Origin of the sequence: Dietzia natronolimnaea (assembly GCF_002289575.1) — a bacterium.
Lineage (GTDB): Bacteria > Actinomycetota > Actinomycetes > Mycobacteriales > Mycobacteriaceae > Dietzia > Dietzia natronolimnaea_A.
The window spans coordinates 148,950-175,307 of the sequence record NZ_NTGA01000007.1; the positions used below are offsets into that span (position 1 = coordinate 148,950).

General features: G+C 70.2%; 28 protein-coding genes and 1 pseudogene. 18 read left to right on the forward strand and 11 right to left on the reverse strand.

What is annotated here, in order from left to right:
- The first annotated feature begins 51 nt into the window (after positions 1–51).
- The 9 genes from hemB (at position 52) to CEY15_RS04540 (ending at position 8,400) form a co-directional block, all read left to right on the forward strand.
- Positions 52–1,095, forward strand: coding sequence for a porphobilinogen synthase (gene hemB / locus CEY15_RS04500; protein WP_095717476.1), 1,044 nt, complete (start codon positions 52–54; stop codon positions 1,093–1,095).
- Positions 1,092–1,712, forward strand: a complete 621-nt coding sequence (locus CEY15_RS04505) for a hypothetical protein (RefSeq protein ID WP_095717477.1) — start codon at positions 1,092–1,094, stop codon at positions 1,710–1,712. Before hemB ends, CEY15_RS04505 begins: the two co-directional genes overlap by 4 nt.
- Positions 1,699–2,241 (forward strand): hypothetical protein, encoded by a 543-nt coding sequence (locus CEY15_RS04510; protein WP_017837760.1) that lies wholly within the window; start codon positions 1,699–1,701, stop codon positions 2,239–2,241. Before CEY15_RS04505 ends, CEY15_RS04510 begins: the two co-directional genes overlap by 14 nt.
- Positions 2,238–2,480, forward strand: a complete 243-nt coding sequence (locus CEY15_RS04515) for a hypothetical protein (protein WP_095717478.1) — start codon at positions 2,238–2,240, stop codon at positions 2,478–2,480. The genes CEY15_RS04510 and CEY15_RS04515 overlap by 4 nt, the downstream gene beginning before the upstream one ends.
- Before the next feature lie 282 nt (positions 2,481–2,762).
- On the forward strand, positions 2,763–4,598 hold the full coding sequence (locus tag CEY15_RS04520) for an alpha/beta fold hydrolase (RefSeq protein ID WP_095717479.1): 1,836 nt from the start codon (positions 2,763–2,765) through the stop codon (positions 4,596–4,598).
- 45 nt (positions 4,599–4,643) lie between these two features.
- Complete coding sequence (gene hemL / locus CEY15_RS04525; RefSeq protein ID WP_095717480.1) at positions 4,644–5,993, forward strand: glutamate-1-semialdehyde 2,1-aminomutase; 1,350 nt, start codon at positions 4,644–4,646, stop codon at positions 5,991–5,993.
- Positions 5,990–6,928 (forward strand): histidine phosphatase family protein, encoded by a 939-nt coding sequence (locus CEY15_RS04530; RefSeq protein ID WP_095717481.1) that lies wholly within the window; start codon positions 5,990–5,992, stop codon positions 6,926–6,928. Before hemL ends, CEY15_RS04530 begins: the two co-directional genes overlap by 4 nt.
- Positions 6,929–6,931: 3 nt before the next feature.
- Complete coding sequence (locus CEY15_RS04535; RefSeq protein WP_095717482.1) at positions 6,932–7,543, forward strand: TlpA disulfide reductase family protein; 612 nt, start codon at positions 6,932–6,934, stop codon at positions 7,541–7,543.
- Entirely contained in the window at positions 7,540–8,400 is an 861-nt protein-coding gene (locus tag CEY15_RS04540) for a cytochrome c biogenesis CcdA family protein (protein WP_095717483.1), read from the forward strand. Before CEY15_RS04535 ends, CEY15_RS04540 begins: the two co-directional genes overlap by 4 nt.
- Positions 8,401–8,423: 23 nt before the next feature.
- Here the strand turns inward: CEY15_RS04540 and CEY15_RS04545 are convergent, their stop codons facing one another.
- The 3 genes from CEY15_RS04545 to CEY15_RS04555 all read right to left on the reverse strand — a co-directional run bounded on the left by CEY15_RS04545 (position 8,424) and on the right by CEY15_RS04555 (position 11,123).
- The gene (locus CEY15_RS04545; protein WP_095717484.1) at positions 8,424–9,818 is read right to left on the reverse strand and encodes an HNH endonuclease signature motif containing protein; all 1,395 of its coding nucleotides are present in this window, start codon (positions 9,816–9,818) and stop codon (positions 8,424–8,426) included.
- A 74-nt stretch (positions 9,819–9,892) separates the two neighbouring features.
- Complete coding sequence (locus CEY15_RS04550) at positions 9,893–10,153, reverse strand: hypothetical protein (RefSeq protein ID WP_095717485.1); 261 nt, start codon at positions 10,151–10,153, stop codon at positions 9,893–9,895.
- Between the two features lie 13 nt (positions 10,154–10,166).
- Positions 10,167–11,123: a hypothetical protein gene (locus tag CEY15_RS04555; RefSeq protein ID WP_245847247.1), complete on the reverse strand. Its 957-nt coding sequence runs from the start codon at positions 11,121–11,123 to the stop codon at positions 10,167–10,169.
- Between the two features lie 234 nt (positions 11,124–11,357).
- On the opposite strand from CEY15_RS04555, the gene CEY15_RS04560 reads away from it, so the two are divergent.
- Together CEY15_RS04560 and CEY15_RS18410 are read left to right on the forward strand one after the other, a co-directional pair.
- Positions 11,358–11,909, forward strand: a complete 552-nt coding sequence (locus tag CEY15_RS04560) for a DUF3558 family protein (RefSeq protein WP_281254051.1) — start codon at positions 11,358–11,360, stop codon at positions 11,907–11,909.
- A gap of 152 nt (positions 11,910–12,061) precedes the next feature.
- A complete protein-coding gene (locus CEY15_RS18410; RefSeq protein WP_176475019.1) occupies positions 12,062–13,828 on the forward strand; it encodes a WXG100 family type VII secretion target in 1,767 nt (588 codons plus the stop codon).
- Positions 13,829–14,037: 209 nt separating this feature from the next.
- On the opposite strand, the gene CEY15_RS04580 is transcribed toward CEY15_RS18410, so the two are convergent.
- The 4 genes and pseudogenes from CEY15_RS04580 to CEY15_RS04595 all read right to left on the reverse strand — a co-directional run.
- Entirely contained in the window at positions 14,038–14,217 is a 180-nt protein-coding gene (locus tag CEY15_RS04580; RefSeq protein WP_095717491.1) for a hypothetical protein, read from the reverse strand.
- Positions 14,207–15,208 (reverse strand): hypothetical protein, encoded by a 1,002-nt coding sequence (locus CEY15_RS04585; protein ID WP_095717492.1) that lies wholly within the window; start codon positions 15,206–15,208, stop codon positions 14,207–14,209. Before CEY15_RS04585 ends, CEY15_RS04580 begins: the two co-directional genes overlap by 11 nt.
- A gap of 83 nt (positions 15,209–15,291) precedes the next feature.
- Entirely contained in the window at positions 15,292–16,383 is a 1,092-nt protein-coding gene (locus tag CEY15_RS04590) for an NAD(P)H-dependent amine dehydrogenase family protein (protein WP_095717493.1), read from the reverse strand.
- 8 nt (positions 16,384–16,391) lie between these two features.
- Positions 16,392–17,273, reverse strand: a pseudogene (locus CEY15_RS04595) (Rieske 2Fe-2S domain-containing protein); the annotation flags it as partial.
- A gap of 64 nt (positions 17,274–17,337) precedes the next feature.
- Between CEY15_RS04595 and CEY15_RS04600 the strand changes: the two are divergent.
- A complete protein-coding gene (locus CEY15_RS04600) occupies positions 17,338–18,012 on the forward strand; it encodes a TetR/AcrR family transcriptional regulator (RefSeq protein ID WP_095717494.1) in 675 nt (224 codons plus the stop codon).
- 52 nt (positions 18,013–18,064) lie between these two features.
- Here the strand turns inward: CEY15_RS04600 and CEY15_RS04605 are convergent, their stop codons facing one another.
- A complete protein-coding gene (locus tag CEY15_RS04605; RefSeq protein ID WP_217987076.1) occupies positions 18,065–18,565 on the reverse strand; it encodes an SRPBCC family protein in 501 nt (166 codons plus the stop codon).
- Positions 18,566–18,613: 48 nt separating this feature from the next.
- Positions 18,614–19,450, reverse strand: a complete 837-nt coding sequence (locus CEY15_RS04610) for an SDR family oxidoreductase (RefSeq protein ID WP_095717496.1) — start codon at positions 19,448–19,450, stop codon at positions 18,614–18,616.
- Positions 19,451–19,597: 147 nt separating this feature from the next.
- On the opposite strand from CEY15_RS04610, the gene resB reads away from it, so the two are divergent.
- From resB to CEY15_RS04630, 4 genes are all read left to right on the forward strand, one after another.
- Complete coding sequence (gene resB / locus CEY15_RS04615; RefSeq protein ID WP_095717540.1) at positions 19,598–21,289, forward strand: cytochrome c biogenesis protein ResB; 1,692 nt, start codon at positions 19,598–19,600, stop codon at positions 21,287–21,289.
- The gene (gene ccsB, locus CEY15_RS04620) at positions 21,286–22,284 is read left to right on the forward strand and encodes a c-type cytochrome biogenesis protein CcsB (RefSeq protein ID WP_095717497.1); all 999 of its coding nucleotides are present in this window, start codon (positions 21,286–21,288) and stop codon (positions 22,282–22,284) included. Before resB ends, ccsB begins: the two co-directional genes overlap by 4 nt.
- 130 nt (positions 22,285–22,414) lie before the next feature.
- Positions 22,415–22,645 carry a FitA-like ribbon-helix-helix domain-containing protein gene (locus CEY15_RS04625; protein WP_095717541.1) on the forward strand — a complete coding sequence of 77 codons (231 nt, stop codon included), beginning with the start codon at positions 22,415–22,417 and terminating at the stop codon, positions 22,643–22,645.
- Entirely contained in the window at positions 22,642–23,091 is a 450-nt protein-coding gene (locus tag CEY15_RS04630) for a type II toxin-antitoxin system VapC family toxin (RefSeq protein WP_095717498.1), read from the forward strand. The genes CEY15_RS04625 and CEY15_RS04630 overlap by 4 nt, the downstream gene beginning before the upstream one ends.
- Before the next feature lie 57 nt (positions 23,092–23,148).
- Here the strand turns inward: CEY15_RS04630 and CEY15_RS04635 are convergent, their stop codons facing one another.
- A complete protein-coding gene (locus CEY15_RS04635) occupies positions 23,149–23,694 on the reverse strand; it encodes a hypothetical protein (RefSeq protein WP_095717499.1) in 546 nt (181 codons plus the stop codon).
- 4 nt (positions 23,695–23,698) lie between these two features.
- Positions 23,699–24,031, reverse strand: a complete 333-nt coding sequence (locus CEY15_RS18415; protein WP_176475020.1) for a hypothetical protein — start codon at positions 24,029–24,031, stop codon at positions 23,699–23,701.
- Between the two features lie 16 nt (positions 24,032–24,047).
- Here CEY15_RS18415 and CEY15_RS04645 point away from each other — a divergent pair, with 16 nt between their 5' ends.
- Together CEY15_RS04645 and CEY15_RS04650 are read left to right on the forward strand one after the other, a co-directional pair.
- Positions 24,048–24,779, forward strand: a complete 732-nt coding sequence (locus tag CEY15_RS04645; RefSeq protein ID WP_176475021.1) for a response regulator transcription factor — start codon at positions 24,048–24,050, stop codon at positions 24,777–24,779.
- Positions 24,779–26,356 carry a sensor histidine kinase gene (locus CEY15_RS04650; protein WP_176475022.1) on the forward strand — a complete coding sequence of 526 codons (1,578 nt, stop codon included), beginning with the start codon at positions 24,779–24,781 and terminating at the stop codon, positions 26,354–26,356. Before CEY15_RS04645 ends, CEY15_RS04650 begins: the two co-directional genes overlap by 1 nt.
- Positions 26,357–26,358 lie beyond the last annotated feature (2 nt).

Below are 26,358 nucleotides of genomic sequence, written 5' to 3' on the forward strand. Positions count from 1 at the left end.
CACCGACCGGCGCCGCGCCGCGTGGCAGGCGACTTTCGTACAGTGGAGCCCGTGACCACACCGCGTGAGACCGATCCCGCATCCGTCCCGGCACCGCTGGTGCGCCCGCGACGGCTGCGCTCGACGCCCGCGATGCGCAGGCTCGTCGCCGAGACCACGCTCGCCCCCCGGCAGCTGGTCCTTCCTGCGTTCGTCGCCGACGGGATCACGGAGCCGAAGCCCATCTCCTCCCTGCCCGGGGTGGTCCAGCACACGGTCGACTCCCTGCGGGCCGAGGCCGTCGCCGCGGCCGAGGCGGGACTCGGCGGGATCATGCTCTTCGGGGTTCCGCACGACGCGGACAAGGACGCCACCGGCAGCTGCGGCGCCGCGGCCGACGGAATCCTCAACCGGGCGCTCGAGGCCGTCCGCGAGGAGGTGGGTGACGACCTCGTGGTGATGGCCGACACCTGCCTGGACGAGTTCACCGACCACGGGCACTGCGGCGTCCTGGGCACCGACCCGCGGGGCGAGCAGGTCGTCGACAACGACGCCACCCTGGCCGCGTACACCGAACTCGCCGTGGCGCAGGCCGCCGCGGGAGCCCACGTGGTGGGGCCGAGCGGGATGATGGACGGTCAGATCATCGCCATCCGCGAGGCGCTGGACCGCGCGGGCTTCCACGACGTGGCCGTGTTTGCGTACAGCGCCAAGTACGCGAGCGCGTTCTACGGACCGTTCCGTGAGGCCGTCGGATCCTCGTTGCGCGGTGACCGGCGTACCTATCAGCAGGACCCCGCCAACCTGCGCGAGTCCCTGCGGGAGGTTCGCCTGGACCTGGACGAGGGCGCCGACATGGTCATGGTCAAGCCGGCGATGAGCTACCTCGACGTGCTGCGCCAGACCGCCGAGCTCTCGGACGTTCCCGTAGCCGCCTACCAGGTCTCCGGGGAGTACGCGATGATCTCCGCCGCCGCCGAGCGCGGGTGGATCGATCACGACCCGGCGGTGATGGAGTCGCTGACCTCCATGCGCCGCGCCGGCGCGGACATCGTCCTGACCTACTGGGCGCTGCACGCTGCGAACCTCCTCGCCGACGGGTGGGGCCAGCGGTGACCGGCAGCGGGCCGTGGCGTCCACCCGAGCGCACCGACGGGCCCTCCGATCGGGGCGACGGCCAGAACGAGCGGGCCGACGGTCGACCGGAGAGCCCCGCCGGGCCGGTGCCCGACGACGTCCACTCCGCGTGGGGGCTGTGGCTCGCCGCCACCGCGTTCGCGCTGGTGGGGATGCTGCTCAACGCCGCCACCACGCGCTTCGGCGACCTGCCCCCGGCCACGCGTGACGCCTTCCGCGACGCGGTCGAGACCGCCGGGTCCGCGGACATCTCCATCGAGGCGTTGTTCGGGGTCGCACGGGGCCTGGGCGCCGTACTGGCGATGGTCGCGGCCGCGGTGACCGTGTGGCTGGCCTTCCGTCTGCGGGCGGGGAAGGGCTGGGCCCGGACGATGCTGGACATCGTCGCGGTGTTCCTTGTGGTGGACGCGGTCTCGGTGGTGATCAGCGTGTTCGGCGGGGTCGCGGTCGCGGGGGAGCGGGGGGAGATCGTCACCTTCCTGGTGATCTCGCTGCAGATCCTCGCCGGGTTGTGCGCCGCGACCGCCGTGTGGCGCCAGCACACCGCCGAGGCGATGAAGTTCACGACCGGCGGCGGTACGCGTGCCGGCGAGTGAACCGGATCGGCCGGGGCCGGAGCCCGAGGGGCCCATCCTGTACGCCGAGGACGGGTGGAGCTGGACCTGGATCCTCGCCGCGCCACTGTTCTGCGCGGGCGCCGCTGGGTTTGAACTGCTCACCGGCGCGCCCGTCCACTGGCTCATGCTCACGGTCTGTGCGATCGCCTCGGCGATGTGCCACGGGGTGATGATCGCCGCCACGCGCGTCCACGGCCGCGTCCGACTCACCCCGACCGTGTACATCCAGGGCACAGAGGAACTCGAACTGGCCCGGGTGGAGGAAGTGCTCCCGTTGCCCGGTGACGGTCGCCCCGAGGCCTCATGGGAGACCGCCCGCACGCTCGGGGAGCTGCGGGAGGTCCCGCGCCGCCGGCGCTCCGTGGGCCTTCGCCTGGACACCGGTGCCGAGGTGCGGGCGTGGACCCGTGATCCGGTCGCCCTGCACGCCGCCCTCCGGGACGCGGTGCGCTCCGTCGGCACCGGCTCCGGGGGCACCGGTCCGGGCACCGTCGCGGATCCGACGTGACCGCCCGTCGCCACGCCGCGATCGCCGTCCTCGCGGCGACTCTGGCGGTGGTGTTGTGGTGGCTGTCGCGCGACCTCGTGGCCGTCCGGCCGCCCGTGGTCGACCCCCCGGTCGAGGGAGTGATCATGCGGACCTACACCGAGCCCTGGCTGCTGCTGACGGCGACGCTGTCGGCCGGGGTCTCGATGGTGTCGATGACACTCGCGGTCCTCGGCCGCGGACACCGGAACAGACGGTGATATATCTACTTCTGCCAGCGGTTTCGTCCCGCCGGCCGCGCCGGCTGTAACGATCGGATGACGGTTCCCTGAGTCGGTGTGGGTTGGCGCTTCGCGGGGCCGCCCGCAGGCTACATTTGGACCGGTTCGGACGCTTGTGACGCTCGTGAACTTGAGCGGTCGCGGCGTCCGATTCGCTTGGCAGTCATCTACACAACATGGAATCGGGGATCGGTGCAGCCGTCTAGCACTTTCGTTGGCACCACCGCGGTCGTCGGGGCGATCGCACTTCTTGGTACCGGAGTGGCCGCCGCCACCCCGGTCAAGTGGCAGGACTGTACCGAGATGCTCGGGATCGAGGCCGAGTACATGCCGGCCGGTCTCGAGTGCGGGACGGTCGAGGTCCCCGTCGACTACAGCCAGCCAGGTGGCGCCAAGACCGAGGTCGCGCTGACCCGCATCAAGGCCTCGTCCGGCCAGGCCAGGTCGGCCGTCTTCGGCAACCCCGGCGGGCCCGGCAACTACGCGCTCAACTTCTGGAGCCCGCCCCTGGACGGCACCGCACCCGCCGGCCTGTACGAGAACCACGATCTCGTGGCCGTCCAGCCGCGGGGCCTCTACGGTTCCAACCCGATGACCTGTGACGTCGCCTTTGTCGGCCCCACCTCCGCCAACGCGCTGCACGACGCCTGCTTCGGCACCGACCCGGCCTACATGGCCTCGTTCACCACCGAGAACGCGGCCCGCGACATGAACGCCGTCCGCGAGTCGCTCGGTCTCGCCGAGATCGACTACGTGGGCGTGTCCTACGGCACCGCGATCGGCACCGACTTCGCGACGCTGTTCCCCGAGAACACCGGTCGCATGGTTCTGGATTCCAACACGCACCCCGACTGGCGGTGGTCCCAGCAGGCCGAGCAGGGCGCGCTCGCGCAGGAGCGGCGCCTGAACGACATCTTCGCCTGGATCGCCGAGCGCGACGACTACTACGGTCTCGGCGACACCCCCCGCAAGGTCTTCCACTCCTGGAAGTGGGTCACCGACCAGGAGGTGGGCGGGCCCCCCAACCTCACCCCGCCGCCGGCCGAGGCCCGCGACCTGCCCGTCGAGCTGCGGGGCACCGCGCTCGAGCGGCCCGCGCTGGACACCATCAACGGGACCGCGCCCGCCCTGGCCCGCGCCGAGGGTCTCGGGCGCGCCCTCGCGCTGCAGGGCCTGACCAACAACGCCACCACCGGGTTGTACGACGCCACGGTGGGGGCGACCTACTCCGAGCAGGCGTGGCCGATGCTCGCGCACATGCTCAAGTACTACAACGACGGCGGCAACATCGCCCGCGTCGACCCGGCGACGGCCGCCCAGATCGTCGCCGCGCAGGAGAGCCGCTCGCCGGTCTTCCGCACCGACATCGAGATGAACGCGATCATCACGTGCAACGAGACCGCCTCGCCGTCCAGCGAGCTGGGAGTCATGGCGGCCAAGGCCGACAGATACACGGGTGGCAACAGGCTCACCACCCGCGCCGCCGCCGAGGCCGCCGGAGACGACTGCGTCGGCTGGGCTCCGGTCGCGCGCACCATCCAGCCGAACGGTGACGCGCTCGAGCAGAAGCCGCTCGTCCTGCACTCGGAGAAGGACGCCGTCACCCCGATCGCCGGCGCGCACCGGGTCGTCGAGACCCTCGGTGGGACGCTGGTCGTCGTCGGCGGCGGTGATCACGGCACCTTCCGCACCGGTAACGCGGCCGTCGACGCCGTGGTGATGGAGTTCCTCGAGACCGGCGTCGCCACCCCGGGTCGCGTCGAGGGAAAGCCCTCCCCGGAGCCGCTGCCCCGGTGGGGCCAGGCCGAGCGTGCGGCCGCCGCCCAGCAGGGAATGTCCGCTCCCGTCGCCGGCGCGGACGACTGGTACGGCACCCACCGCGACGCCGGTGCGGCCTCCGCACCCGCCCCCGCGGCGGGGTCGGTGAGCGCCCCGGCAGCACCCGTCGCGGCGCCCGCGGCGCCGGGCCCGCTGCCCACCCCGCAGGACCTGCACCAGCAGGCCGAGAAGGCGCTCCAGGACGTGGCCGGACAGGTCGAGACCGCCGTCAAGGCGGTGTTCGCGCCGCACGCCCAGCCCGCCGCGCCGCAGGGCTGACACCGCGAGGGGGTGCTCGGGAGCGGTCTTTGAGACACTGGACGGGTGACGTCTGCGAGCGATGCCTTCCCGACCCCGTCCGGCCAGTCCGGCACCACCCGATCGGCCGAGCTCTTCGCCGAGGCCCGCGAGCTGATCCCCGGCGGGGTCAACTCCCCGGTCCGCGCCTTCAACTCCGTCGGCGGCACCCCGCGCTTCATCCGTGAAGCGCGGGGTTCGCGCATGACGGACGTCGACGGCAACACCTACATCGACCTGGTGAGCTCGTGGGGGCCGATGATCCACGGCCACGCCCACCCCGCGATCGTCGACGCCGTGCAGTCGACCGCCGCCCGCGGTCTGAGCTTCGGCACACCGACCGAGGGCGAGATCGAGCTGGCCCGCGAGATCGTGGGTCGGACCTCGGTCGAGGAGGTGCGCCTGGTCAACTCCGGCACCGAGGCCACCATGAGCGCGGTGCGCCTGGCGCGCGGGTTCACCGGCCGGTCCAAGGTGGTCAAGTTCTCCGGCTGCTATCACGGTCACGTGGACGCGCTGCTGGCCGACGCGGGATCGGGTCTCGCGACGTTCGCACTGCCGGACTCGCCCGGCGTCACAGGAGCGACCGCCCACGACACGATCGTGCTGCCGTACAACGACATCGAGGCGGTCCGCGTGGTGTTCGCCACCCACGGCAGCGAGATCGCCTGCGTGATCACCGAGGCCGCCGCCGGCAACATGGGCACCGTCCCGCCGCTGCCCGGTTTCAACGAGGAGTTGCGCTCCCTGTGCTCCGATAACGGCGCGCTGCTGGTGATGGACGAGGTCATGACCGGTTTCCGGGCCGGGGAGCGTGGCTGGTGGGGCATCGACGGCGTGGCCGGTGACCTGACCACGTTCGGCAAGGTCATGTCCGGCGGACTGCCCGCCGCCGCGTTCGGGGGCCGCGCCGACGTGATGTCCGCGCTCGCCCCCGCCGGGCCGGTCTACCAGGCGGGAACGTTGTCGGGAAACCCGGTCGCGGTTGCGGCGGGCCTGGCCTCCCTGCGTCTGGCCGACCACGCCTGCTACTACACGCTGCAGACCAATGCCGATCGCCTCGGGGCACTGCTGGGCAACGCCCTGCACGCCGCCGGCGTCGCGCACACCATCCAGCGCGCCGGGACGATGCTCAGCGTCTTCTTCACCGACCAGCCGGTCACGGACTACGCCGGGGCCAAGGCCGCCGAGACCTTCCGGTACGCGCCGTTCTTCAACACCCTGCTGGACCGGGGCATCTACGCCCCGCCCAGCGCCTTCGAGACCTGGTTCGTCTCGACCGCGCTCACCGACGACGACTTCCAGCACATCTCCGAGTCCCTGCCCGTGGCCGCCGAGGCCGCGGCCGCAGCGTCCGACCCTGAGGGCGCCCGATGAGCCGGGCCGGAGGCGCGCAGCGCGATCAGGGCGTGCGCGGTCGTGGGCTGCGCGGGGTGTTCGACGTCCCGTCGACGGGGCCCACGTCATTGCCGATCCCCCTCCGCGGGGAGCATCCCGCCCCCGCCGAGGCGCCGCCGTCGCTGAATGCTTCCGAGGCCGGTGCCCGCCCTGCGGAGGCCTCCGTCCCGCAGCAGCAGGAGGGAGCCGAGGCCTACGGGGCCGTGCCGGGCTCGATCTCCGCCCCGGGTGAGCCGCTCTCGTCGTCGTCGACACCTCGTGATTCGTCTGCCCGCGGGACCGAGACGCAGACCATCGTCCACCTGGTCCGCCACGGGGAGGTCCACAATCCCGACGGGGTGCTGTACGGCCGCCTGCCGGGATTCCGGCTCTCGGAGCTGGGACGCAGTCAGGCCGAGACCGTGGCCCGCACGCTCGGACAGGGGCACGACATCGTGTCGATCGTCGCCTCGCCGCTGCAGCGCGCCCAGGAGACCGCCGCCCCGCTGGCCGAGGCCTTGGGCCTCCCGGTGGGGATCGACGCCGACATCATCGAGGCCGACAACCGCTTCGAGGGCAACAAGGTCGGCGGCCGGGGAGGGGCGCTGCGCAATCCGCAGTACTGGCCGATTCTGATCAATCCGCTCCGGCCCTCCTGGGGTGAGCCGTATCTGCAGATCGCGCATCGGATGATCGGGGCCGTGTACTCCACGCTCGACTCCGCCCGCGGTCACGAGGCGGTCCTGGTGAGCCACCAGCTTCCGGTGTACACCACGCGGAGGTTCCTCGAGGGCCGACGGCTGTGGCACGACCCCCGTTCGCGGCAGTGTTCTCTGGCCTCGATCACCTCCCTGGTCTTCGAGGGGACCACGCTGCGCGACATCGTCTACTCCGAGCCGGCGGGTGCGTCTGACCCGTCGCAGACGGGAGCCTGATCCATGCGACACCCCAAGGCCGCACTCGGCGCCCTGCTCCTGGCGGGCGCCCTCGCCACCGGTGCCTGCGCGGCCAGCACGGACGCGGTGGTGACGGGCCCGGAGACCTTCGAGTTCGTCAGCCCGGACGGCCAGTTGGAGATCCACTACGATCCCCCGTCCGAGCGCAGACCCGTCGCCACGCTCACCGGCCCGGACCTGTTGGACCCGGATCGCACGCTCAACGTCCAGGAGGACTTCGAGGGGCAGGTCGTGATCCTGAACCTGTGGGGCCAGTGGTGTGGCCCGTGTCGCGCCGAGTCCGACGACCTGCAGCGGTTGCAGGACGAGTTCGAGCCCCAGGGCGCGACCGTGTTCGGTATCAACCTGCGCGATCCCAACCGCCAGAAGCCCGTCGACTTCGTCGAGGACAACGGCATCACGTTCCCCTCGATCTGGGATCCCAGCAACGCCGCTGTGGCCGCACTGCGTGGGTTCCCGACGTCCGTGGTGCCGGCCACGATCATCCTGGACAAGCAGCACCGGGTTGCGGCGGTGTACCTGGCCGAGATCACCGATGACAAGCTGCGGGACACCGTGTCGGCGATCCTGGCCGAGGAGGTCGAGCCGGTGTGACCCCGGAGACGATCCTGCTCGCGCAGAGCGTGGGCGAGACCTTTCAGCAGACCGTGGCCAGTGGTCCGATCCTGTTGGCGCTGGGCGCGTGTGTCCTGGCCGGGCTCGTGTCCTTTGCCTCGCCGTGCGTGATCCCACTGGTGCCCGGGTACGTCGCGTACCTCGCGAGTGTCGTGGGAGCCGAGCGTCCCCCGGTCACCGTGGCCGCGGCCGAGCGTCAGCGGGCCGCCACGGCGACGATGACCGTGGACGAACGCCGCATCCGTCGCGCCTCCCGCATGCGCGTGGTGGTGGCCTCGCTGCTCTTCGTAGGCGGGTTCACCGTGGTGTTCGTGGCGCTCAGCGCCATGGTGCTGGGCACCGTGCAGTACCTGGCACCGCAGCAGGAGCTGCTGCAGCGTCTCGGTGGTGTGGTGACGATTCTCATGGGTCTGGTCTTCATCGGCCTTGTGCCGACCCTGCAGCGGGACACGCGCATGCAGCCCAAGTCCCTCTCGACGTGGGTCGGCGCACCGATGCTGGGTGCCGTCTTCGCGCTGGGCTGGACGCCGTGTCTGGGGCCGACCCTGGCTGCGGCGTTGTCCGTGGCAGCGGGCACGGGTGTCGACGCAGCGCGCGGCGTCGTGCTGATCGTGGCCTACTGCCTGGGTCTCGGTCTGCCGTTCGTGTTGGTGGCCTTCGGCTCGACCTGGGCGATGCGTACCGTCGGATGGCTCCAGAGGCACACCCGCGCCATCCAGGTGTTCGGTGGCGTGATGCTCATCATCGTGGGCTTGCTGCTGCTTACCGGCGCGTGGGCCCTGTTCATCGACTGGCTCCGCGACTTCGCCATCTCGGATACGACTTTGCCCATCTAGACGGCGCCTGACGGTCCCCGGGGTCACGCGGCCTTCGCCCCCGCCCCGTCGGCGGCAGCACCGGACCGTGCGTGGATGCCGTGTTCGAGGTCTCGGAGCAGCGCGAACGGCAGGATCGGCGCGTCGAGTGGTGCCAGTGGCTTCTGTCCTGCCTTGGCGGGTGGTGGCGCCGCGGCCCGTGGTGTGCCGGTGGGTGGGATCCATCGGACTCCCTGAGGCGCGGTGCGGTCGGGGATCGTCCTCCATCCGGTCGCGTGGATCATGGCGTGGCAGTCCCCGCTGGCCAGGGCGAGTTGATCGATGTTCGTCAGTCCGCCGGCTGACCAGGGTGCTGCGCTGTGGTGTGCTTCGCAGTGTCTGGCGTCCTGGTCGCAGTCCGGGTGGGTGCACCCTCCGTATGCGGCGAACAGGGCGAGTCGTTGATAGCGGGATGCCGTCCTGCGGCTGCGGTAGAGCTTGAGGTCCATCTCCTGGTCGCACAGGGCCAGGAACCAGTGGTTGCCGCGCGCCATGGACAGGGCCTGCGGCACCGGGATGCGAATGCCGCCGTCGCTCTGCCCGCAGCCGGCCAGGGTGGTGAGCTGGTCGAGGTCGATGCGCACGACGATCGCCGCGGGCGCCCCGGTCCGGCGCGCGTCGGCAGACAGGGCCAGCTGCAGTGCGTGAACCATCGCGTCGTGCATCCGCTGGCCGTCACTGCGGGTGTCCGGTGCATCGGGGTCGGGCCACAGCCGGCCGGGCTGGCCCCAGCGGGCGTGGACCTCGCGCATGAGAGCCGCCAGCTGCGGGTCCATGGTCATGCTCGCGGTAGCCATGAGGTCCAGTCCCTGGCCTCCGCAGGTCACGGTCCTGCGGCGGGCTCGCTCCGCGGCACCGCGTTCGGTGCGGCCCGGGTCGAGGGTGTCGAGCAGCCGGTGCGCGTGGTCCTGCAGCTGCCGGGTGGTGGACTTCTCGGCAGCGTCGAGCAACTGCTGCTCCAGGCGATCGCGCACCTCGCCGTCACACTCATCGGGCAGGGCATCCAGAGCCTTGCCGATAACACGGAGCTGACCGGCGGACACGGCGCCGGAAGCGCTGGCGCGCATGCGCGCCGAGTCGGCGATGCCGGCGTCGTCGAGGCGTCCGCGGGCCTCCCCGGGTGCCAGCCTCAGCCCGCCGGTGAGCATCTGGCGATCATTGATGAAACCCATCTCCCGGGCAGTGCCGGTGGCGCGGGCGGCCGCCATGACGCGGGCCTGTGTCGCGCGGATGCGGCGTTGAGCCTGTTCGAGTGCCACGAGCTCGGCATGCAGCTGGGCCGGCGGGATATCGGTCCAGTCGCGCTGCAGATGCCGATCGAGCGAGGCGAGTACTGACGTCAACTCCGCTACCTCAGTCGACTCAGCCACCGCCGCCCCACCGCTCACTGTCTCGCTCATGTGTTCGATTAGATCATCCGGGTCCGACACGCAGCGTCAGCGCAGTTCAGGGGCTACATCCGGGGCACCGACTTCTACCAGGGCCAGAACGCCTCGATCACAGGAGAGATGAACAACCAGGCCAGTACCAGGTACATCATTACGGCCACCACGATCAAGGTCTCGACTTGGGACCGTCGGACCGCTCGTCCGAGCCGCCGCTGCCGCTCGAGAATCCGGCGATTCAGCTCGTCGATCTCCCGCTTCCTCTCGGCCTCTGTCTTGTCTTTGGCGCGCCGATACGCTCGGTCCCCGTTCGCGCCTCCGGGTTCGATCAGCTCCCCGTGCTCGTTCACCGTCAATTCCTTTCTAGATCGCGTAGTGGTACTGCCGGAGCAGCAGGTCGTGGTGTTCGGTCACCGATTTGTAGGCCAGTTCGCAGAATTTCTTGCCCATGGGGGATCCGATCGCTGCACCGGCCCCGGCGCCGATCAGCGCACCGTGCGGGCCGATGCGGGAACCGCCGACGGCGCCAAATGCAGCTCCACCGACCATTCCGCCGCCGAGGGCTCCGCTGGTCTCCGTAGCGATCTCGACAGCGCTTCCTTCGCCACGTGCGTACCGGTTCAGGCCGTCGTACATGGTCACGCCGCTGCCCAGGGGGCCCGCGAGCTTTCCCACGAAGCGAAGCCCGGAGCTGACGAGTCGGCCGTAGTCGTCAGGGAGAGTGTTGAGGGCGTGCCGACCGCGGGTCAGGGGGTCGAGCTCGTCGGCGAGCGAGGGGAGCCCCGCGGACATGGCTGCGGTGAGGGCGTCGAATGCGGCGCCGGGCCGCGGGCCATCCGGGCCGGGGATCGGACCTCGGTCGACCTCCGGCGGGATCGTGTCGCTCAGTCGTGAGGCGATCTCGTCGAGCCTGCTGCCGTACAGCTGGTCGAGTGAGGCCACTACGCGCAGCGCCTGCTCGATCGCCGCGGCGTGAGCGTCCACCTCGACCTGGGGGATATCGCCGCGGCCGGGCGCCGGTGAGATGGCCTCGGCGAGCACGACCAGGCCCTGGGCCTGTGCATCGGCGATTCGGGCGCGGACCACCTGCACCGCCGGGCCGAGCGCACGTGCCGCCTCCTCGAGGGTGCGGGTCAGGTCATCGAGGTGTCCCGTGAGCGCTGCAGTACGGCGCAGTTCGGTATCGACGGCATCTAGCACGGCATCTGCCGCGACGCCCTCCCACCCCGTGGCGAGATCGGAGAGGCCTTGGGACAGTGCCTCACGCGCGTCCACGGCAAGGGCATGGCGGTCGGCGGTCGCCGAGCTCGCCGTCGTCACGCCACCGGTGTCCCACCGGCTCACCGCACCAACCGAATACCTCACCGGGTCCCCCTGTCCCGACTCGTGTGCTTTCACCTCCTATGACGGGGAGTGTCAGGCGGGCGGTTCCGTCGCCGAGCAGATCTGTCGGAGTGGACGCGACGGATTGAGTGGAACCGTCTGGCTGGACGGGGCGTCAAATAGATCGTGAGGACGATAAGAGGTGCAGCCGCCGCGCTCGCTGTGTGCGCGGTGGTCTCCGCGTGCGGTGTGGGTCAGAACGACGACCAGGTGACGACGACGAGCCCAGCAGCCATAGAGGAATCGGGCAACCCCTGGGACCTGCCGATCGAGCAGCGGCCACCCCTCTTCGATCCGTGCGCCGAGATCCCCATCGAGGCGGTGGAGGAAGGGGTTGGCGGGCCGGTCGAACCGTCCGAACAGTTGCGTAATCACCGGCCGGGTGAGTTGTTCTCCTGTGCCTGGAAGAACGATGAGGTTTTGTTCGGCGTGGTCGGAACCTGGAGGTCAAAGCAGGAATTTCTCGACGACACGGGGCTCGTGGAAATAAATCCCACAGCGAGAATTGAAAACAGGGTTGGGCTCAGGGCTAGAGATAGGGGAGACGAAAGCAGTACCACCTGCTATCACGTGCTCTTCACAGATCGGGGCGCGGTAATTCTGAACGTTAACCTCGTTGGCTCACTTAGTTCTTTCAGAGGGGCAGTGTTGGAAGATGCGTGCGAAGTCTCAGAGCATGTGAGCAGTTCAGTCCTTGAATACCTTCCTGGGGGAGAACTCTGATGTCCTTAAATCTTGATCCCGTCGCTGCCGAAACGTGCAATCGCTGTTGTGACGTTTTTGTTGCTGAGATTCGTTCACTAGCTTCAGTTGGCCGCTACGGTGAGTTCTCGTCTACGGAAGGAGCCTTCGACACCGCTCGCCAGATCGGGACCGTGTATTCCCTGTTCGTGGGGGAGGATCTGCGGACGCTGCTCAATGGCTTCGTCGACCAGGCCAAGGCGATGTCCATGCTTTTCGCTGCCGCCGGCGGATTGATTGAGGCGCAGGATGAGGCGGTGGCGGCGGCGTTGGGTAAGGCGGCGCAGGAGCCGGCTGGGTTGCAGAGTCTGGGGTTGATGGGTTCTCTGGGGTCGACCCTCGCGATGGTGGATGCTGCCGATGGGCTCAGCGCGCCGCGGGGGTATGACCGCGTGGGTCCTGAGGAAGTGTCGGGCGCCCCACTGGCGCGGTTGGTGTCCGGGGCCCAGGCTTTGGACCCGGCGCAGTTCCACGGCGTCCGGGATCGGGTCAGCACCGTCGCGACAAGCCTCCACACAGCTGCGGACAACCTGCGTAGCGGTTTGGGCAACGCACTGGGGAGTCAGTGGCAGGGTGAGTTCGCCACCCAGGCCAGCACCTCGGTGGGATCGTTCACCGAATCGGTGGACAGACTGGCCACCGTCCTCGAAGTTGTGGCCTCCAAGGCGAGCACCGCCGAGGACGGTTTCAGCACCACCAAGACGAAGATCGGGGAGGAGTCCGCAACGCTGCAGGCCGCCCAGGTCAACACTCCGGGGTACGGCGCAGTCCACGGCCCGCCGACGCTCGACGCTGCCGCCGCGATGGCCGCGGCGCAGGAGGCTGCAGAAGAGCAGGCTCGAGCGATCGTCAACACCGTCTACAGTCCCGCCGTGATGGACGCCAACCTTGCCGACCTGGACATCCCCAGCCCGTACCGTGTGGTCTCGACGTCGGCGCTGGGTGGCGCGAACGGTGTCGATCTGCTCTCGGCTTGGAACGTGGACGCAGTGGTGCGCCCCGCCAGTCCTGCCGTGCCCAGCCAAGCCGCCCTCGCCGCCGCCGGGGGAGTCGGCGCCTCGGCTGGGGTCGGTGCGGGTGGCGGGGCCGCCGGTTCTGGAGCGAACCCCTTCGCCGCGACCGACGCCACAACTGAGCAGGCGTTTCTGGCCTCCCGGGCCAGTTCGGTCGATAGCGGGGGCCCACTCGTGGGCGCCGCCGGACAGGCAAGCGCGACCGGTGCCACCTCGATCGGAACACACGCTGGCGGGGTGAACGCCTCGACTCATGCTGCTGCCGCCCCGTTCGCGCCGGTCATCGGAGCCAACGGCCAACCCATAGGAGCCGGAGGCGGCGCAGCAGGGGCGCGCGGTATCCGTAACGGCACCACCCGGCGGGAGCGCGGTTACGGCTCGGCCGCCGGGGTGCTCGGCGGAAGCGCCGGAGCCGCGGGCGCGGGTGCCGGGGCGGCGAGGATGGGTGGCGCGGGAACCTTGGCGGGCTTCGGAACCCCGGGTGGCCCCGGAGCCGGCGGGCCCGGCGTGGGCGGTCCGGCGGCAGGTGTGCCGGGGGCCGGCGGCATGGCGGCGGGTTCGGGATCTGCGGGCGCACCGGCGGGGGCGTTCTCGTCGTCGTCGAATGGTGGGGCCCAGGCAAGCCGCGCAGGAATGATGCCGATGGGCATGATGGGCGCGGCAGGGGCCGGACAGAACGAGGGGCGTCGCGGTCACACCCCGGCCGGGTATTTGACCAACGCCACCAACACCTCGGAGATCATCGGGGAACCGGTCAAGGTCGCCCCCGCGGTCCTGGGGAGGACCCCGCCGCCCGATGACGCCGCCGAGCAGGAGCAGCAGCAGAAGCAGCGGCAGGAGACCGCTTATGTCGGCAGGGTTGTCGGAAAGCCATCCGCTGGATCCTGACGGTGGGCGCATGTCGACCGGCGTCCACCAGCGATGCCGTCGGCTCGACGTCGATCTCGGTGCCACGCCGGTGGCCCGCCAGCACGGTTGCCGTCATCCCGGCTGTGGAAGTGCGTCGGTGCAGCCCACGTCTGGGGGTTCACGATGAGCTCAACGATCGCGACGCTCCCGCGGCCGAAATGGCCGCGGCAGGAAGAACCGCGCGCGCTCTATTCGAAGAACGCTGCCCCCACCAGACCGATGATGAACAGTGCGACCCCCAGGAGGAACTTCGTCCGATTCTGGATGTCATGCCACAGAATCGCCACGAAACGCTGCTTGATGTCGGCCCATCGTGAGAACGGCGGATCGCCTTCCTCGACCGGGTATCCGTCAGGCTCAGTTGCCACCCTCGTGTCCTTCCGCATCTGTGTCAGCGTTGTCGAATATGGCGTCGTGCACCGCGCCGCCGGCTTCCTGTCCCGCCCACGCGCCGACCCCGGCACCGATTCCCGCCCCGATAAACGTGCCTGCGGGTCCGAAGAATGATCCCGCGGCCGCGCCGGCCAGCGCCCCTCCGGCCATTCCGCCGCCGAGAGCCCCGCCCGTCTCGAGACTCGCTTCGAATGCAGTGGTCTCCCCGCTGGCATACCCCATGACGCCCTCATACGCCGTGACCCCTCCGCCCACGGGCCCGGCGAGCCGGCCGGCTCCACGTAGCACTCGGGCGGCCTGGCGCCCGACGTCGTCGGGCTTCGGGTTCAGCGTGTGTCTGCCCCTGGTCTCAGGGTCGTACTCGTCCGCGAGAGCCGGGGCCCAACTCTCGACGGCCCCGGTGCCCGCGGTGAAGGCGATTCCCAGAACATCCGCATCAGGCCCCGGGATGGTCTCCCGGTCGACCTCCGGTGGGATGGCCCGGTACATCATCCCGGCGACCGCGTCGATCTCCCGTCCGTAGTGCTCGTCCAACGACCTGACGGTGGCCACCGCGTGGCCGAGGGCCTCGAGATGCGCGTCGACGACATCCTGGGTGATCTCATCCCGGCCGGGCGCCGGTCCCACCGAATCCTCGCCCACCACGAGCCCGGCGGCCTCGGCCTCGGCGATGCGGTCACGGACCGCCTGAACCGCCGGCCCCACCGCAGCGGCGGCGCGAGTGAGGGCGTCCGCCAGATCCCCGAGCCCATCCGCGAGCTTGCCGACGTGCATCCTCTCGCCCTCAGCGGCGTCCAGGACCGCCTCCGCTGCGACCCCGTCCCAGCCCTCATCGAGCGCCGCGCGTCCGTCGGCGATGGTCGTTCGAGCCTCGGCGGCGATCGCCTCCCGCTCTGCGACGGCAGACCTCGCCGTCGTCACCCCCTCGGCGTCCCACCGCCTGACCCGTCCGATCGTGTACACCACTCCGGTCCCCCTCGCGCGCCGTCACAGTGTCTGACGGCCCGTAGGCCCGCACGGTTCCACCAGCCGCCCGACCGCGGAGTTCCCTACCTCGTGAACCTGCCGGCGAACGTCCGCAGCGGCAGGTCCGCGCTGGTGACGATCCCGGGCGGGGCGGCGATCACCGACCTGACGGAGTTGAGGGCGGGCAGGCCGGTCACGGTCATGCCGATGGAGGCGAAGTCCTCGGGATCGGAGAGGTCCACACCGGGGGCGGGGAAGATCATGTGCTTGGTATAGATCTGCGGATCGCCCTTGATCATCGTGATGTAGCAGCCCCTGATGTCCCACTTCGGCTCGGTGCGCGGGGTCATCTGCCACTCGAGGTGGGTCTCGATCCGCGAGACGCCGTCGACCATCCCCAGGTACTTGATGTAGCTCCCGCCGAGGGACCCCTTGGGTAGCTGGTACCAGCCCAGGTCGACGTCCTCGGTGCAGGCGCCCAGCTCGCAGTCGAACATCACCTCGTCCAGCTCGAGGTCGAACGCGTCGGCCATCATGTACACCGAGTCGGCGAACACCTCGGTGTACTTGCGCAGCATCCCCGGCAGCGCGGGATCGTCGACGGGCCTGCCGTAGCCGACCTCCTTCCAGGTCTCGGCGGAGTGGTGGCACGAGACGTCGACGGACTCGATGGTGGTCACGTTCTCGATCTGGGCCACGTCGGCCGAGGCGACGATGCCGAGGATCTGGTTGAGGCCCGGGTTCATGCCGGTGCCGTAGAACGTCGCCCCGCCAGCCTTGGCGGCCTCGTCCAGGATCTCCCGCCACGACCGGCCGGACGGGTGCGGATGGTTGAGGTCCCGGTGGTGGCCGGTGATCCAGTCGGCGGTGGTGACGATGTTGATGCCGGCCTCGAGGACCTTGAGGTAGAGCTGCTCGTCCGGGAAGACCCCGTGGAACGTCACCACGTCGGGGCACGCGGCGACGATCTCCTCGACGGTGCCGGTCGCCAGGACCCCGACGGGCGCGATGCCGGCGAGCTCGCCCACGTCGCGGCCGACCTTTTCGGGCGTGTAGCAGTGGACGCCCACCAGTTCGAGGTCCGGGTGGGCGCCGATGCGCCTGATCGTCTCGCTGCCGACGTTGCCGGTGGCGACCTGGAACACCCGGGCGGGCGTCGTGTTTCCGATGGTCATCTGTGGTGTCACCTTTCGAGACGTGCGTGGTCGGGATAGAACTGGGTGGCCCAGCTCCTCAGCGCGGTGAATCCCTCGTACTCGCCGGGTGCGAGCGCGGCGGGGTCGGAGTACTTCTGGTACTTCCAGATGGCGAGGTCGGCCTCGAACTGCTCGATCACCCCGCGGCCGTGCGCGGCGGCGCGGTCGGCGGATTCGTCGTCCTCCAGGTCCGACCGTCGGCGGATCCAGACGGAGAACCGGACGTCGCAGGTCTCGTCGTCGACGGGGGTCACGCAGGTCGCTGTGCGGTTGTCGACCATCCCGTGGCTGCGGGTGACGGCCACGCCCAGTCCGCCGTTGATGGCCTCGACGCCGCTGTCGACCTCCTCGATCGATCCCGGCTCGCCCTCGAACGCGATGGTGAAGTCGACGTACGAGACCGGTCCGTCGAAGTCCTGGCGGGTGAACAGCGGGATGATCGGCACCTTGTGGACAAAGGTGAAGTGCGCGAAGTCGACCCCGTTCTCCAGCACGTACTGCGGGTGCAGCTCCAGCCGCTGTTCGAAGAGCGTGCTCCGGGGATGGCACGGGTGGTAGTCCTCGGCCCGCGCGCCGTCGTCCCAGCTGGTGAAGACGTCGGGGACGTCGAAGTACGGATCGCGGCCCTCGAGGTCGTGCCAGATGTAGATCGACTCGTTGCGCTCGACCACAGGGTAGGTCCTGATCTTGCGGCCGCGATTGGGGTGATCCGCGTACGGGATGGCGGTGTTGCGCCCGGCCGAGTTCCACTGCCAGCCGTGGAAGGGGCACTGGATGGTCTCGTCGACGACCGTGCCGCCGTGGCCGAGGTGGGCACCGAGGTGCTTGCAGTACGCGTCCATGACCGTGACCCGGCCGGACCGACTCCGCAAGGGGCGGTGCGCCAGTCTCCGCGATCGCAGAATGGCGATTCTGCGACGGTAGCATCGGGGTGTGGAGGCCACAGGAAAAGCGACGACGACGACGGCGACGACGGCGACACCACCGGCGACACCGGCGGCTGCGAGCGCGGCCCGCGAGGAGCGGCTCCACGGCTACCGGCGGCAGATCATCCACGCCGCGGAGCGGGAGTTCGGGAAGGCCGGGTTCACCGCCACCCCGATGAACGCGATCGCGGCCACCGCCGGGTTGTCCCTGGCCACCGTGTACAAGTCGTTCGCCGGGAAGGCGGAGATCTGGGACGCTCTGCACCGCGAACGGATGGACGCGCTGCTGGCGGAGGTTCGTGAGGCCGACACGGGGGAGCCGGGCCTCGAACGGCTGCTCACCGGACTGCGCCGGGTCTTCGGCTTCCTGGCGGCGCACCCCGCCTACCTCGACATGAACCTCCGGGCCGGCGGGGGGTGGGCGAGCAGTGTCGAGGGGGCGCACGGGGCCCAGCGCACGGTGTGGAGTTCGGGGCTCGAGGTGATCGCGGCCGGGATGCGGTCCGCCGCGGACCGTGGGGAGCTCGCGGGCCTGGATCCGCGCATCGCCGCGGGGATGGCGATCTCCGCGCTCCAGGTCTGGTTGTCCGAGTGGGTGGCGGCGGGCCGCTCGGGCGATCCGGAGGCGCTCGCCGACGACATGACGCGGCGGCTGCGGCTGATGTTGACCGCCCGAGCCTGATCGGCCGCGCCTGACCGCCCGCGCCTGACCGGCCGCGACTACTCTCCCGCGCCTACCCGCCCGTGCTCGGGTACCGCTCGGCCGCCAGGGCGCTGAGCTTTCGCAGGAAACGCCGGAAGGCCAGGTTCATCACCGGCCGGACCACAGAGATCGAGAGGTTGGTGGCGGCGTTGCCGTGCATCGCGAGCGTCCAGGTCAGTCGGCACCCGCCCTCGGTGGGCACGATGTCGTAGGCCTCCGCGAAGGCGTGGATCCCCTTGGTCGAGCTGGAGTTGAAGCGGAAGGCCATCCTGCGCCCGGGCTCCCACGCCAGGAACTCCTCGTCGCCGACCAGTCCGCCCAGCATGTGGACGGTGCGGGTGGTGCCCACGCCGTACGGGGGTTCGCTGGTCCAGACCACCTTGGTGATCACGCCCGCCCAGCGGGGCCAGGCGTCGGCGTCGACGAAGATCTCGAACAGCTGCCGCGGCGAGGCGGGGATCTCCACGCTGTTGGCAAAGCGGAACCGGGCGGTGTCCGTGTAGGTGACGTCCACCGGTTCACAGGGGTGCATGGTCGGCATCGTCGCTCCTCTCGTCTGGCATCAGAACCGTATGCACGGCTACTCCCCGGTCACGACCCCGCGCAGTCCGTCGGCGCCGAAGAGTGGCTCCAGCATCGGCGAGAAGTCCGGGCCGCGGCGCAGCATCTGCCCGCCGTCGACGTTGATCACCTGCCCGGTGATCCACTCCGACTCGTCGGCGAGGAGGAAGGCCGCCAGGTTGGCGACGTCGCCCACCCTGCCGACGCGGGGCAGCGGCGTGCTCACGCGGTAGTCCTCCGAGAGTGCCGGGTCGCCGAGGACCGGTGCCACCAGATCGGTCTCGATGAGCCCCGGCCGGATGGCGTTGACCCGCACCCGGCTCGCGCCGAGCTCGTCCGCGCCCAGTCGGACGAGGTGGTCCACCGCGGACTTGGTCACGCCATAGGCGCCGAACCAGCGGTGGGTGTTGCTCGCGGCGATCGACGAGATGGCGACGAACGAGCCGCCCCCTCTCGCGACCAGGGCGCGCGCGGAGTGCTTGAGCGTGTACATCATGCCGTTGATGTTGAGGTCGACGGTCCGCTTCCAGGCCTCGGTGTCGGTCTGGGTGAGGGGCCCGATGGTCTCGCTGCCCCCGGCGCACGCCACCACGCCGTCGAGCCCGCCCCCGTGCTCGGCGGCCGCCGCGACCGCGGCGCTGACCTGATCTTCGGCGGTCACGTCTGCGGGGTGCGCGTGCACCGCGTCCGGGCGCCCGGTGGCCTCGCCGATGCGCCGCGTCGTCTCGGCCAGTCGCCCGCTGTCGCGGCCGATGATGGTGACGAGTGCGCCGCGACGCGCGAGTTCGTCGGTCACCCCCGCACCGATTCCGCTGCCGCCGCCGGTGACGAGGACTGATCTGCCCTGGAGGTCCATGACCCCGAGACTAGAACACGTTCTCGCTGTGGTGGCCGGCTTCTCGCAGGCCGAGCCCTCACAGAAACCGCTCAGGAGCCCCCGACTAGCCTGGGTGGAAATCGGCGCCGCGACAGGTCGGCGCGCCGCGAACCGCAGATGGACCCCATGTCAGAGCCCAGAACCGCCGCCGCCCGCTCCCCGCTGGCAGGCGTGACCGCTTTCCTGCGCAACTCGTGGCGCACCCTCACCGCCATGCGCACAGCGCTGATCCTGCTGTTCCTCCTGGCCGTGGCCGCGATCCCGGGCGCGCTCCTTCCCCAGCGCAGTCTCAACGCGGGCAACGTCAACGACTACATCGCCGAGTCCGGGTGGCTGGGCGAGTTCTACGACCGCCTGCAGTTGTTCGACGTGTTCTCCAGCTGGTGGTTCACCGCCATCTACGTCCTGCTGTTCATCTCGCTCATCGGCTGCCTCACCCCTCGCTGCTTCGAGCTGGTCAGGCAACTGCGCACGCCCCCACCGCTCACGCCCCGGAACCTGTCGCGCCTGCCCCACCACGCCGCGTACCGCACCACCGCCACGCCCGAGCAGGCCGCCGATCAGGTGCAGGCCCAGCTCAAGGGGTGGCGGGTGCGGCGCAGCAACGGCGACGGCCGCGTCCCCGGCACCATCGAGCTCTCCTCCGAGCGCGGCTACACGCGCGAGGTGGGCAACATCGTGTTCCACTTCGGTCTGCTCGCACTGCTCATCATGTTCGCGGCGGGCAAGTTCGTATACGCCGAGGGGATGCGGGTGATCATCGCCAACGCCGAGTCGCCGGCCTTCTGCAACACCACTCCCAGCGCGTACGACACGTTCCGGGCGGGCCTGCTGGTCGACGGCACCGATCTCGAGCAGTTCTGTGTGAAGATCGAGGACTTCCGCGCCGACTACCTGCCCAACGGACAGGCCGAGATGTTCACCTCCAACGTGCGCTACACCGAGGAGGTCACCACCACCGATCCCGACACGTGGGAGCCGTACGAGATGCGGGTCAACCACCCGCTGCGCATCGGCTCGGTCCGCGTCTACCTGCAGGGACACGGCTTCGCGCCCACGTTCACCGTGACGTTCCCGAACGGTGAGACCCGCACCGACACCCAGCACTGGCAGCCGACCGAACTGCAGACCTTCCTGTCGTCGGGCATCATGCGCTTCGACCCACCGGCCGGCATGTACCCCGACCTGCGCGAGCGACGCACCCAGCAGATCGCCGTGCAGGGCCTGTTCGCGCCCACCGCGTCGTTCGACGGCACCCTGCTGAGTTCGCGCTTCCCGAACATGGACGACCCGGCGGTGGCGATCGACGTCTACCAGGGCGACGCCGGGCTCGACACCGGGCGACCGCAGTCGATCTTCTCGCTGGACTCCGACCTCATCGAGTCGGGGGCGCTCGAGCGGCAGGCGCGCGTCAACCTGTTCCCCGGCGAGTCCACCACCCTCCCCGACGGCACCGAGGTGCGGTTCGACGGCGCCGAGGAGTTCATCAACATCCAGGTCTCCGAGGACCCCACGCAGATCTGGGTCGGCGTGGCCGCCGTCGTCATGATGGGCGGGTTGATCCTCAGCCTGATGGTGCGGCGCCGCCGCATCTGGGCGCGCGTGACCGTCGACGACGACGAGGTGACCCGTGTCGACCTGGGTGGCCTCGCCCGGACGGACCGGATGGGCTGGGGCTCGGAGTTCGACGACCTCCGGGACAGGCTGGTCGCAGCGGCGGCGGTCACACCCGTGTTGCCCGAGGAGGCCGACTCGGGACACACTGCAACCAGTCGCGGCACCGCCGGCGACGCTCCGCGGAAGGACGACACCCGGTGAACACTCTGATACTCGCCCAGGGCCTGCCCATCGACGAGACGCTCTCGACGTACAGCGACCTGGCGTTCCGCACCGCGTTCGGCATCTACGTCCTGGCCCTGATCGCCTCCCTGATCTACTACGCGGGGTTCCGCGTGGAGAAGGTCTCTCCGAGGCAGCTCGCCGGGGCCGGCGGGCCGGGACTCACCGAGTCCACCTCGCTGACCGACACCGGTGACGAGAACCGCGCCTCAGCGGGGAGCATGCGCTGGGCGCGGATCGCGCAGCTGTTCGTCACGATCGCCTTCGTGTTCAGTGCGTCCTCGCTGGTGCTCCGCGGGCTGGCGACCGACCGCTTCCCCTTGGGCAACATGTACGAGTTCATCCTGGCCACCACCGTGCTGGCGGTGGGCACGGGACTGGTGTTCCTGCGCAAGCCCGCGTTGCAGGTGGCGTGGCCGTTCGTCCTGGTCCCGGTGTTGCTGCTGCTGTTCTTCGGTGGGACGCACCTGTACTCCGAGGCTGCTCCGGTGGTGCCCGCACTGCGTTCGTACTGGCTGCCGATCCACGTGACGATCATCTCGTTGGGCTCGGGCATCCTGCTCATCCCGGGCGTCGTGTCGATCATGTACCTGCTGCGCGTGTGGCAGCCGCAGGGGCAGGAGAAGGGGTGGGCCACGCGACTGACCCGGCCGCTGCCCGCCGCCGAAACCCTGGACCGGTTGGCGTACCGCACCACGGTGATCGGCTTCCCGATCTTCAGCGTGGGCATCCTGCTCGGGGCGGTCTGGGCCGAGAGCGCGTGGGGCCGCTTCTGGGGCTGGGATCCCAAGGAGACCGCGTCGTTCATCTCCTGGGTCCTCTACGCCGGGTACCTCCACGCACGCGCGACCAGCGGCTGGGGCCCCAAGAAGGCGGCGTGGATCAACATCGCGGGTTTCGTGGTGTTGGCGTTCAACCTCTTCTTCATCAACATCGTGGTCTCGGGCCTGCACTCCTACGCCGGCCTGAACTAGTCGCTCAGCGCTCAGTCGCCGCGGCACCCGCCCACGCGGACGCGTGGGCATGTCGTCGACCACCCGGGCCAGCTGTCTCGTGCACGCGTCCTCCTGTAGCGATATCATGGTCACGATATCGGAGGTCGTCATGGCAGAGCAGATTCTGATCCGCAATCTCCCTGAGGGCACCAAAGCAGCCCTCAGGGCTCGCGCCGAGCGGCATCGACGGTCGGTTGAGGCGGAGACGCGTGAGATTCTCGCCGAGGCGCTGGCGGAGGACCCCAGCACGCTCCCGGACCTGTTGGCCGGCGACGACGGCGCCGACATCGAGTTCGAGCCCGGGCGGCTCGGTCTCACGGTCCGAGACTCGGACCTGTGACAGGGGCCGGGCGACGGGCCAGGTTCGTCCTCGACACCAACGTCGTATCCGCTCTTCGGGTTCGCGGACGACATCCGGCGGTGGAGGAGTGGGCTTCCGCTGTGCCTGTGACCGACCTGTTCGTGACCGCGATGACCATCAGCGAGATCGAGCGCGGAGTCATCGCTAAGGAACGGTCGGATCCACGGCAGGGCGATGTTCTGCGCCGATGGTTCGACACTCGGGTGCTGCCGGCCTTTGCCGGCCGGGTACTGCCGTTCGACCTGACCGCGGCCCGCATCGTGGCGACGTACCGGGTCCCGGATCGCGCTCCTCTGGACGACGCCCTCATCGGTGCCGTCGCACAGGCTGCAGACATGACGGTCGCCACCCGGAACATCCGCCACTTCGAGCCGCTCGGCGTCGAGTGTGTCGATCCGTGGAAGTCGTCCGTGTCGGACCGGTAGCACGCATGACCTGGGGTGCCCTGCAACCCGGTTGCAGGGCACGGAGGTGGTGGCTATTCAGAGCTGCGCGAGCAGGTCCTTCCAGACGGGCTTCCAGTAGTCGATCGCCTCGGCCGAGTCGAGCTTGGTGTGTGTCAGCCCCACCGAGGACTTGCCGTTCTTCTTGTCGCTGAAGTTCAGCGCGACGCGCGTGCCGTCGGTCAGCGGGACCCGCCAGTAGCGCCACTTCTCGCTGCTCGACGTGGCCGCGGGGGCCTCGACCTCGACGCCGCCGAACTCCTCGCGGTCCCCGGCGAGGTCCACCCACGCCTGCAGCGCCGCGTCCATGTCGCCGGTCACGGTCCGCGAGGTCGACAACTGGAAGTCGCCGGTGCAGGACTGGCCCGGAACCCGTAGGCCGGCGTGCTGCTCATAGGCGATGGCCGTGCCCTGGGCCCACCACTCGGCGCGCTCGACCGACTCCGGCATCATCCCCAGGGCCGCCTTCGCGATCGCCGAATGCGCCATCTCGCGCGCGCCGGCCTGCTCGAGCATCTCGACCCACTCGTCCCACGACCGGCCGGTGGCGGAGGCGATTGCAGAGGTGTTGGAGGGCTTCGTCATACCCTCATGCTGCCCCAGCGGGGCGCGTGCGGTCGTCGGTTCCTCCCGCAGCCGCTCCGAAAAGTGAGCTTCCCTCCGGTGCCCTGCACCCCCTCCGCAGGGCAGCCCAGGTCACGCGGGGTTCCCGAGCGCGAGGTGAGGCCACGACCAGAGCGGAGACCACGACCAGAACCGAGACCTCGACCAGAACCGAGACCTCGACCAGAACCGAGACCACGACGACGACGACGAGTCCCGCCGCCGCGACACGGTCCCATCCGCCCGACGATCCGACCGTGCAGGTGCCAGCGACCGCGGCTCCCAGCCAACTGCCAGCGAACTGCCGGGGAACCGCCACGATCGCTCGGCATACTGTGCACGTGAACGCCACAACGAGCAACGCCCCCGACGCCCGGCCCGAGGCCCGGGTCCTGGTGGTCGACGACGAGGAGAACATCGTCGAGCTGCTGTCGGTCTCCCTGCGATTCCAGGGCTTCGAGGTCGAGACCGCCCGCACCGGTGCCGAGGCGATCGACAAGGCCCGCCGCTTCCGTCCCGACGCGGTGATCCTGGATGTGATGATGCCGGTCATGGACGGCTTCGACGCGGTCACGCGACTGCGCGCGGACGGCTGCGACGCGCCGGTGCTGTTCCTCACCGCGCGGGACGCCGTGGCCGATCGGGTCGCCGGACTCACCCTGGGGGCCGACGACTACGTGACCAAGCCGTTCAGCCTAGAGGAGGTGGTGGCCCGGTTGCGCACGATCCTGCGCCGCGCGGGCACGCTGTCCGGGGCCGAGCGCAGCTCGCGGCTCACCTACGCCGACCTCGAGCTGGACGAGGACAGCCACGAGGTCCACAAGGCGGGCCGGGCCGTCGCGCTCTCGCCCACCGAGTTCACCCTGCTGCGCTACCTCATGGTCAACGCCGGGACGGTGCTGTCCAAGGCGCGCATCCTCGACCACGTGTGGGACTACGACTTCGGCGGCGACGGCGGCGTGGTCGAGTCCTACGTGTCGTACCTGCGTAAGAAGATCGACACCGAGGAGCCGAGACTCATCCACACCATCCGCGGCGTCGGCTACGTGTTGCGCGAACCGCGCTGATGCCCAGTTCGCCGGGCGTGCCCGCCTCGTCGTCGTCCCCGTCGTCGTCCTCCTCGTCGCCCCCGCCGACGTCCCCGTCGTCGACCTCGTCGTCGTCATCAACCTCGGCCGCTTCTCCCGCCCCGCGGCGTCGCGCGGTCCCGCTGCGGGTGAGTCTGGTCGTGCTCGCGGTGGTGCTGACCGCGCTTGCGCTGCTGGTCTCGGGGGTCGCGGTGACCCGCGCGCTGGAGGCCTCGATGCTCGAGCGGACCGATGTCGCGCTGCACCAGGCCGAACGCGGATGGGCCCGTCCGATGGGCGACCTGCCCGCCGATGCGCCGCCCCCGCCGCCGCGCGCGCCCGGACCCGAGAGCCCGCCGAGCCGGTACTTCGTGCAGGTCAGAGACGCCGACGGCGCCGTGGTTGTGGAGATCAACGACGAGGACTCCGCACCTGACCTCGACTCGCTGGACCCGGACACCCCCACGACGGTCCCGTCCACGGGGGACGGATCGACCTCATGGCGGGCGCTGCGGTTCGACGGCCCCGGCGGGGAGAGCGTGACGGTCGCGATCCCACTGACGGAGAACCGGGCCGTGGTCCAGCGGCTGGTCTACCTGCAGGTGGGCATCGGGATCGTGGTCCTGGCGCTGCTCGCGCTGGCCGCCTACGCGACAGTGCACCGCAGCCTGCGGCCACTGCGGGAGGTGGAGCGCACGGCGGCGGCGATCGCGGGCGGGGACCTGTCCCGACGGGTGCCGGAGCGCGACCCGAGAACGGAGGTCGGGACACTGGCCGCGGCGGTCAACGCGATGCTCGCACGGATCCAGACCTCAATGGCCGACGCCGCCGAGGCCGAGGACGCGGCCCGCTCCTCCGCCGAGGCGGCCCGCGAGTTGGAGGCCACCGCGGTGCGGTCGGAGGCGGCGATGCGCCGGTTCGTCGCCGACGCCGGCCACGACCTCCGCACCCCCTTGACGACGATCCGCGGGTTTGCCGAGCTCCACCGGCAGGGCGCCTCGGGCGACACCGACAGGCTGATGCGGCGCATCGAAGCCGAGGCGCGGCGCATGGGCGTGATGGTGGAGGATCTGCTGACCCTGGCGCGGCTCGACGAGCAGCGGCCGCTGGCCCGCGAGCAGGTGGACCTGCTGGGGCTGGCCGCCGATGCGGTCCACGACGCGCGGCTCCTCGCCCCGGACCGGCGCATCGGGCTGGAGGTCATCGAGGGGCCAGGCACGCCGGAGGTGCTCGGCGACGACACGAGGCTCCGTCAGGTGCTGGGCAACCTGGTCGACAACGCCCTGGCCCACACGCCACTGGATGCCGACGTGACGGTGCGGGTCGGCACCCGCGGCGACGACGCGGTGCTTGAGGTGGCCGATCGCGGGCCCGGGATGACGCCGGAGCAGGCCGCCCGCGCCTTCGAGCGCTTCTACCGGGCCGACACCTCCCGCACCAGAGCGACCGGGGGGAGCGGGCTCGGGCTGGCGATCGTGCGGTCACTGGTGGACGCGCACGGCGGGTCAGCCAGCGTGGAGACCGCCGCCGGGCAGGGCGCGACGTTCCGGGTGCTGCTGCCGCGGGTGCAGGCCTGAGG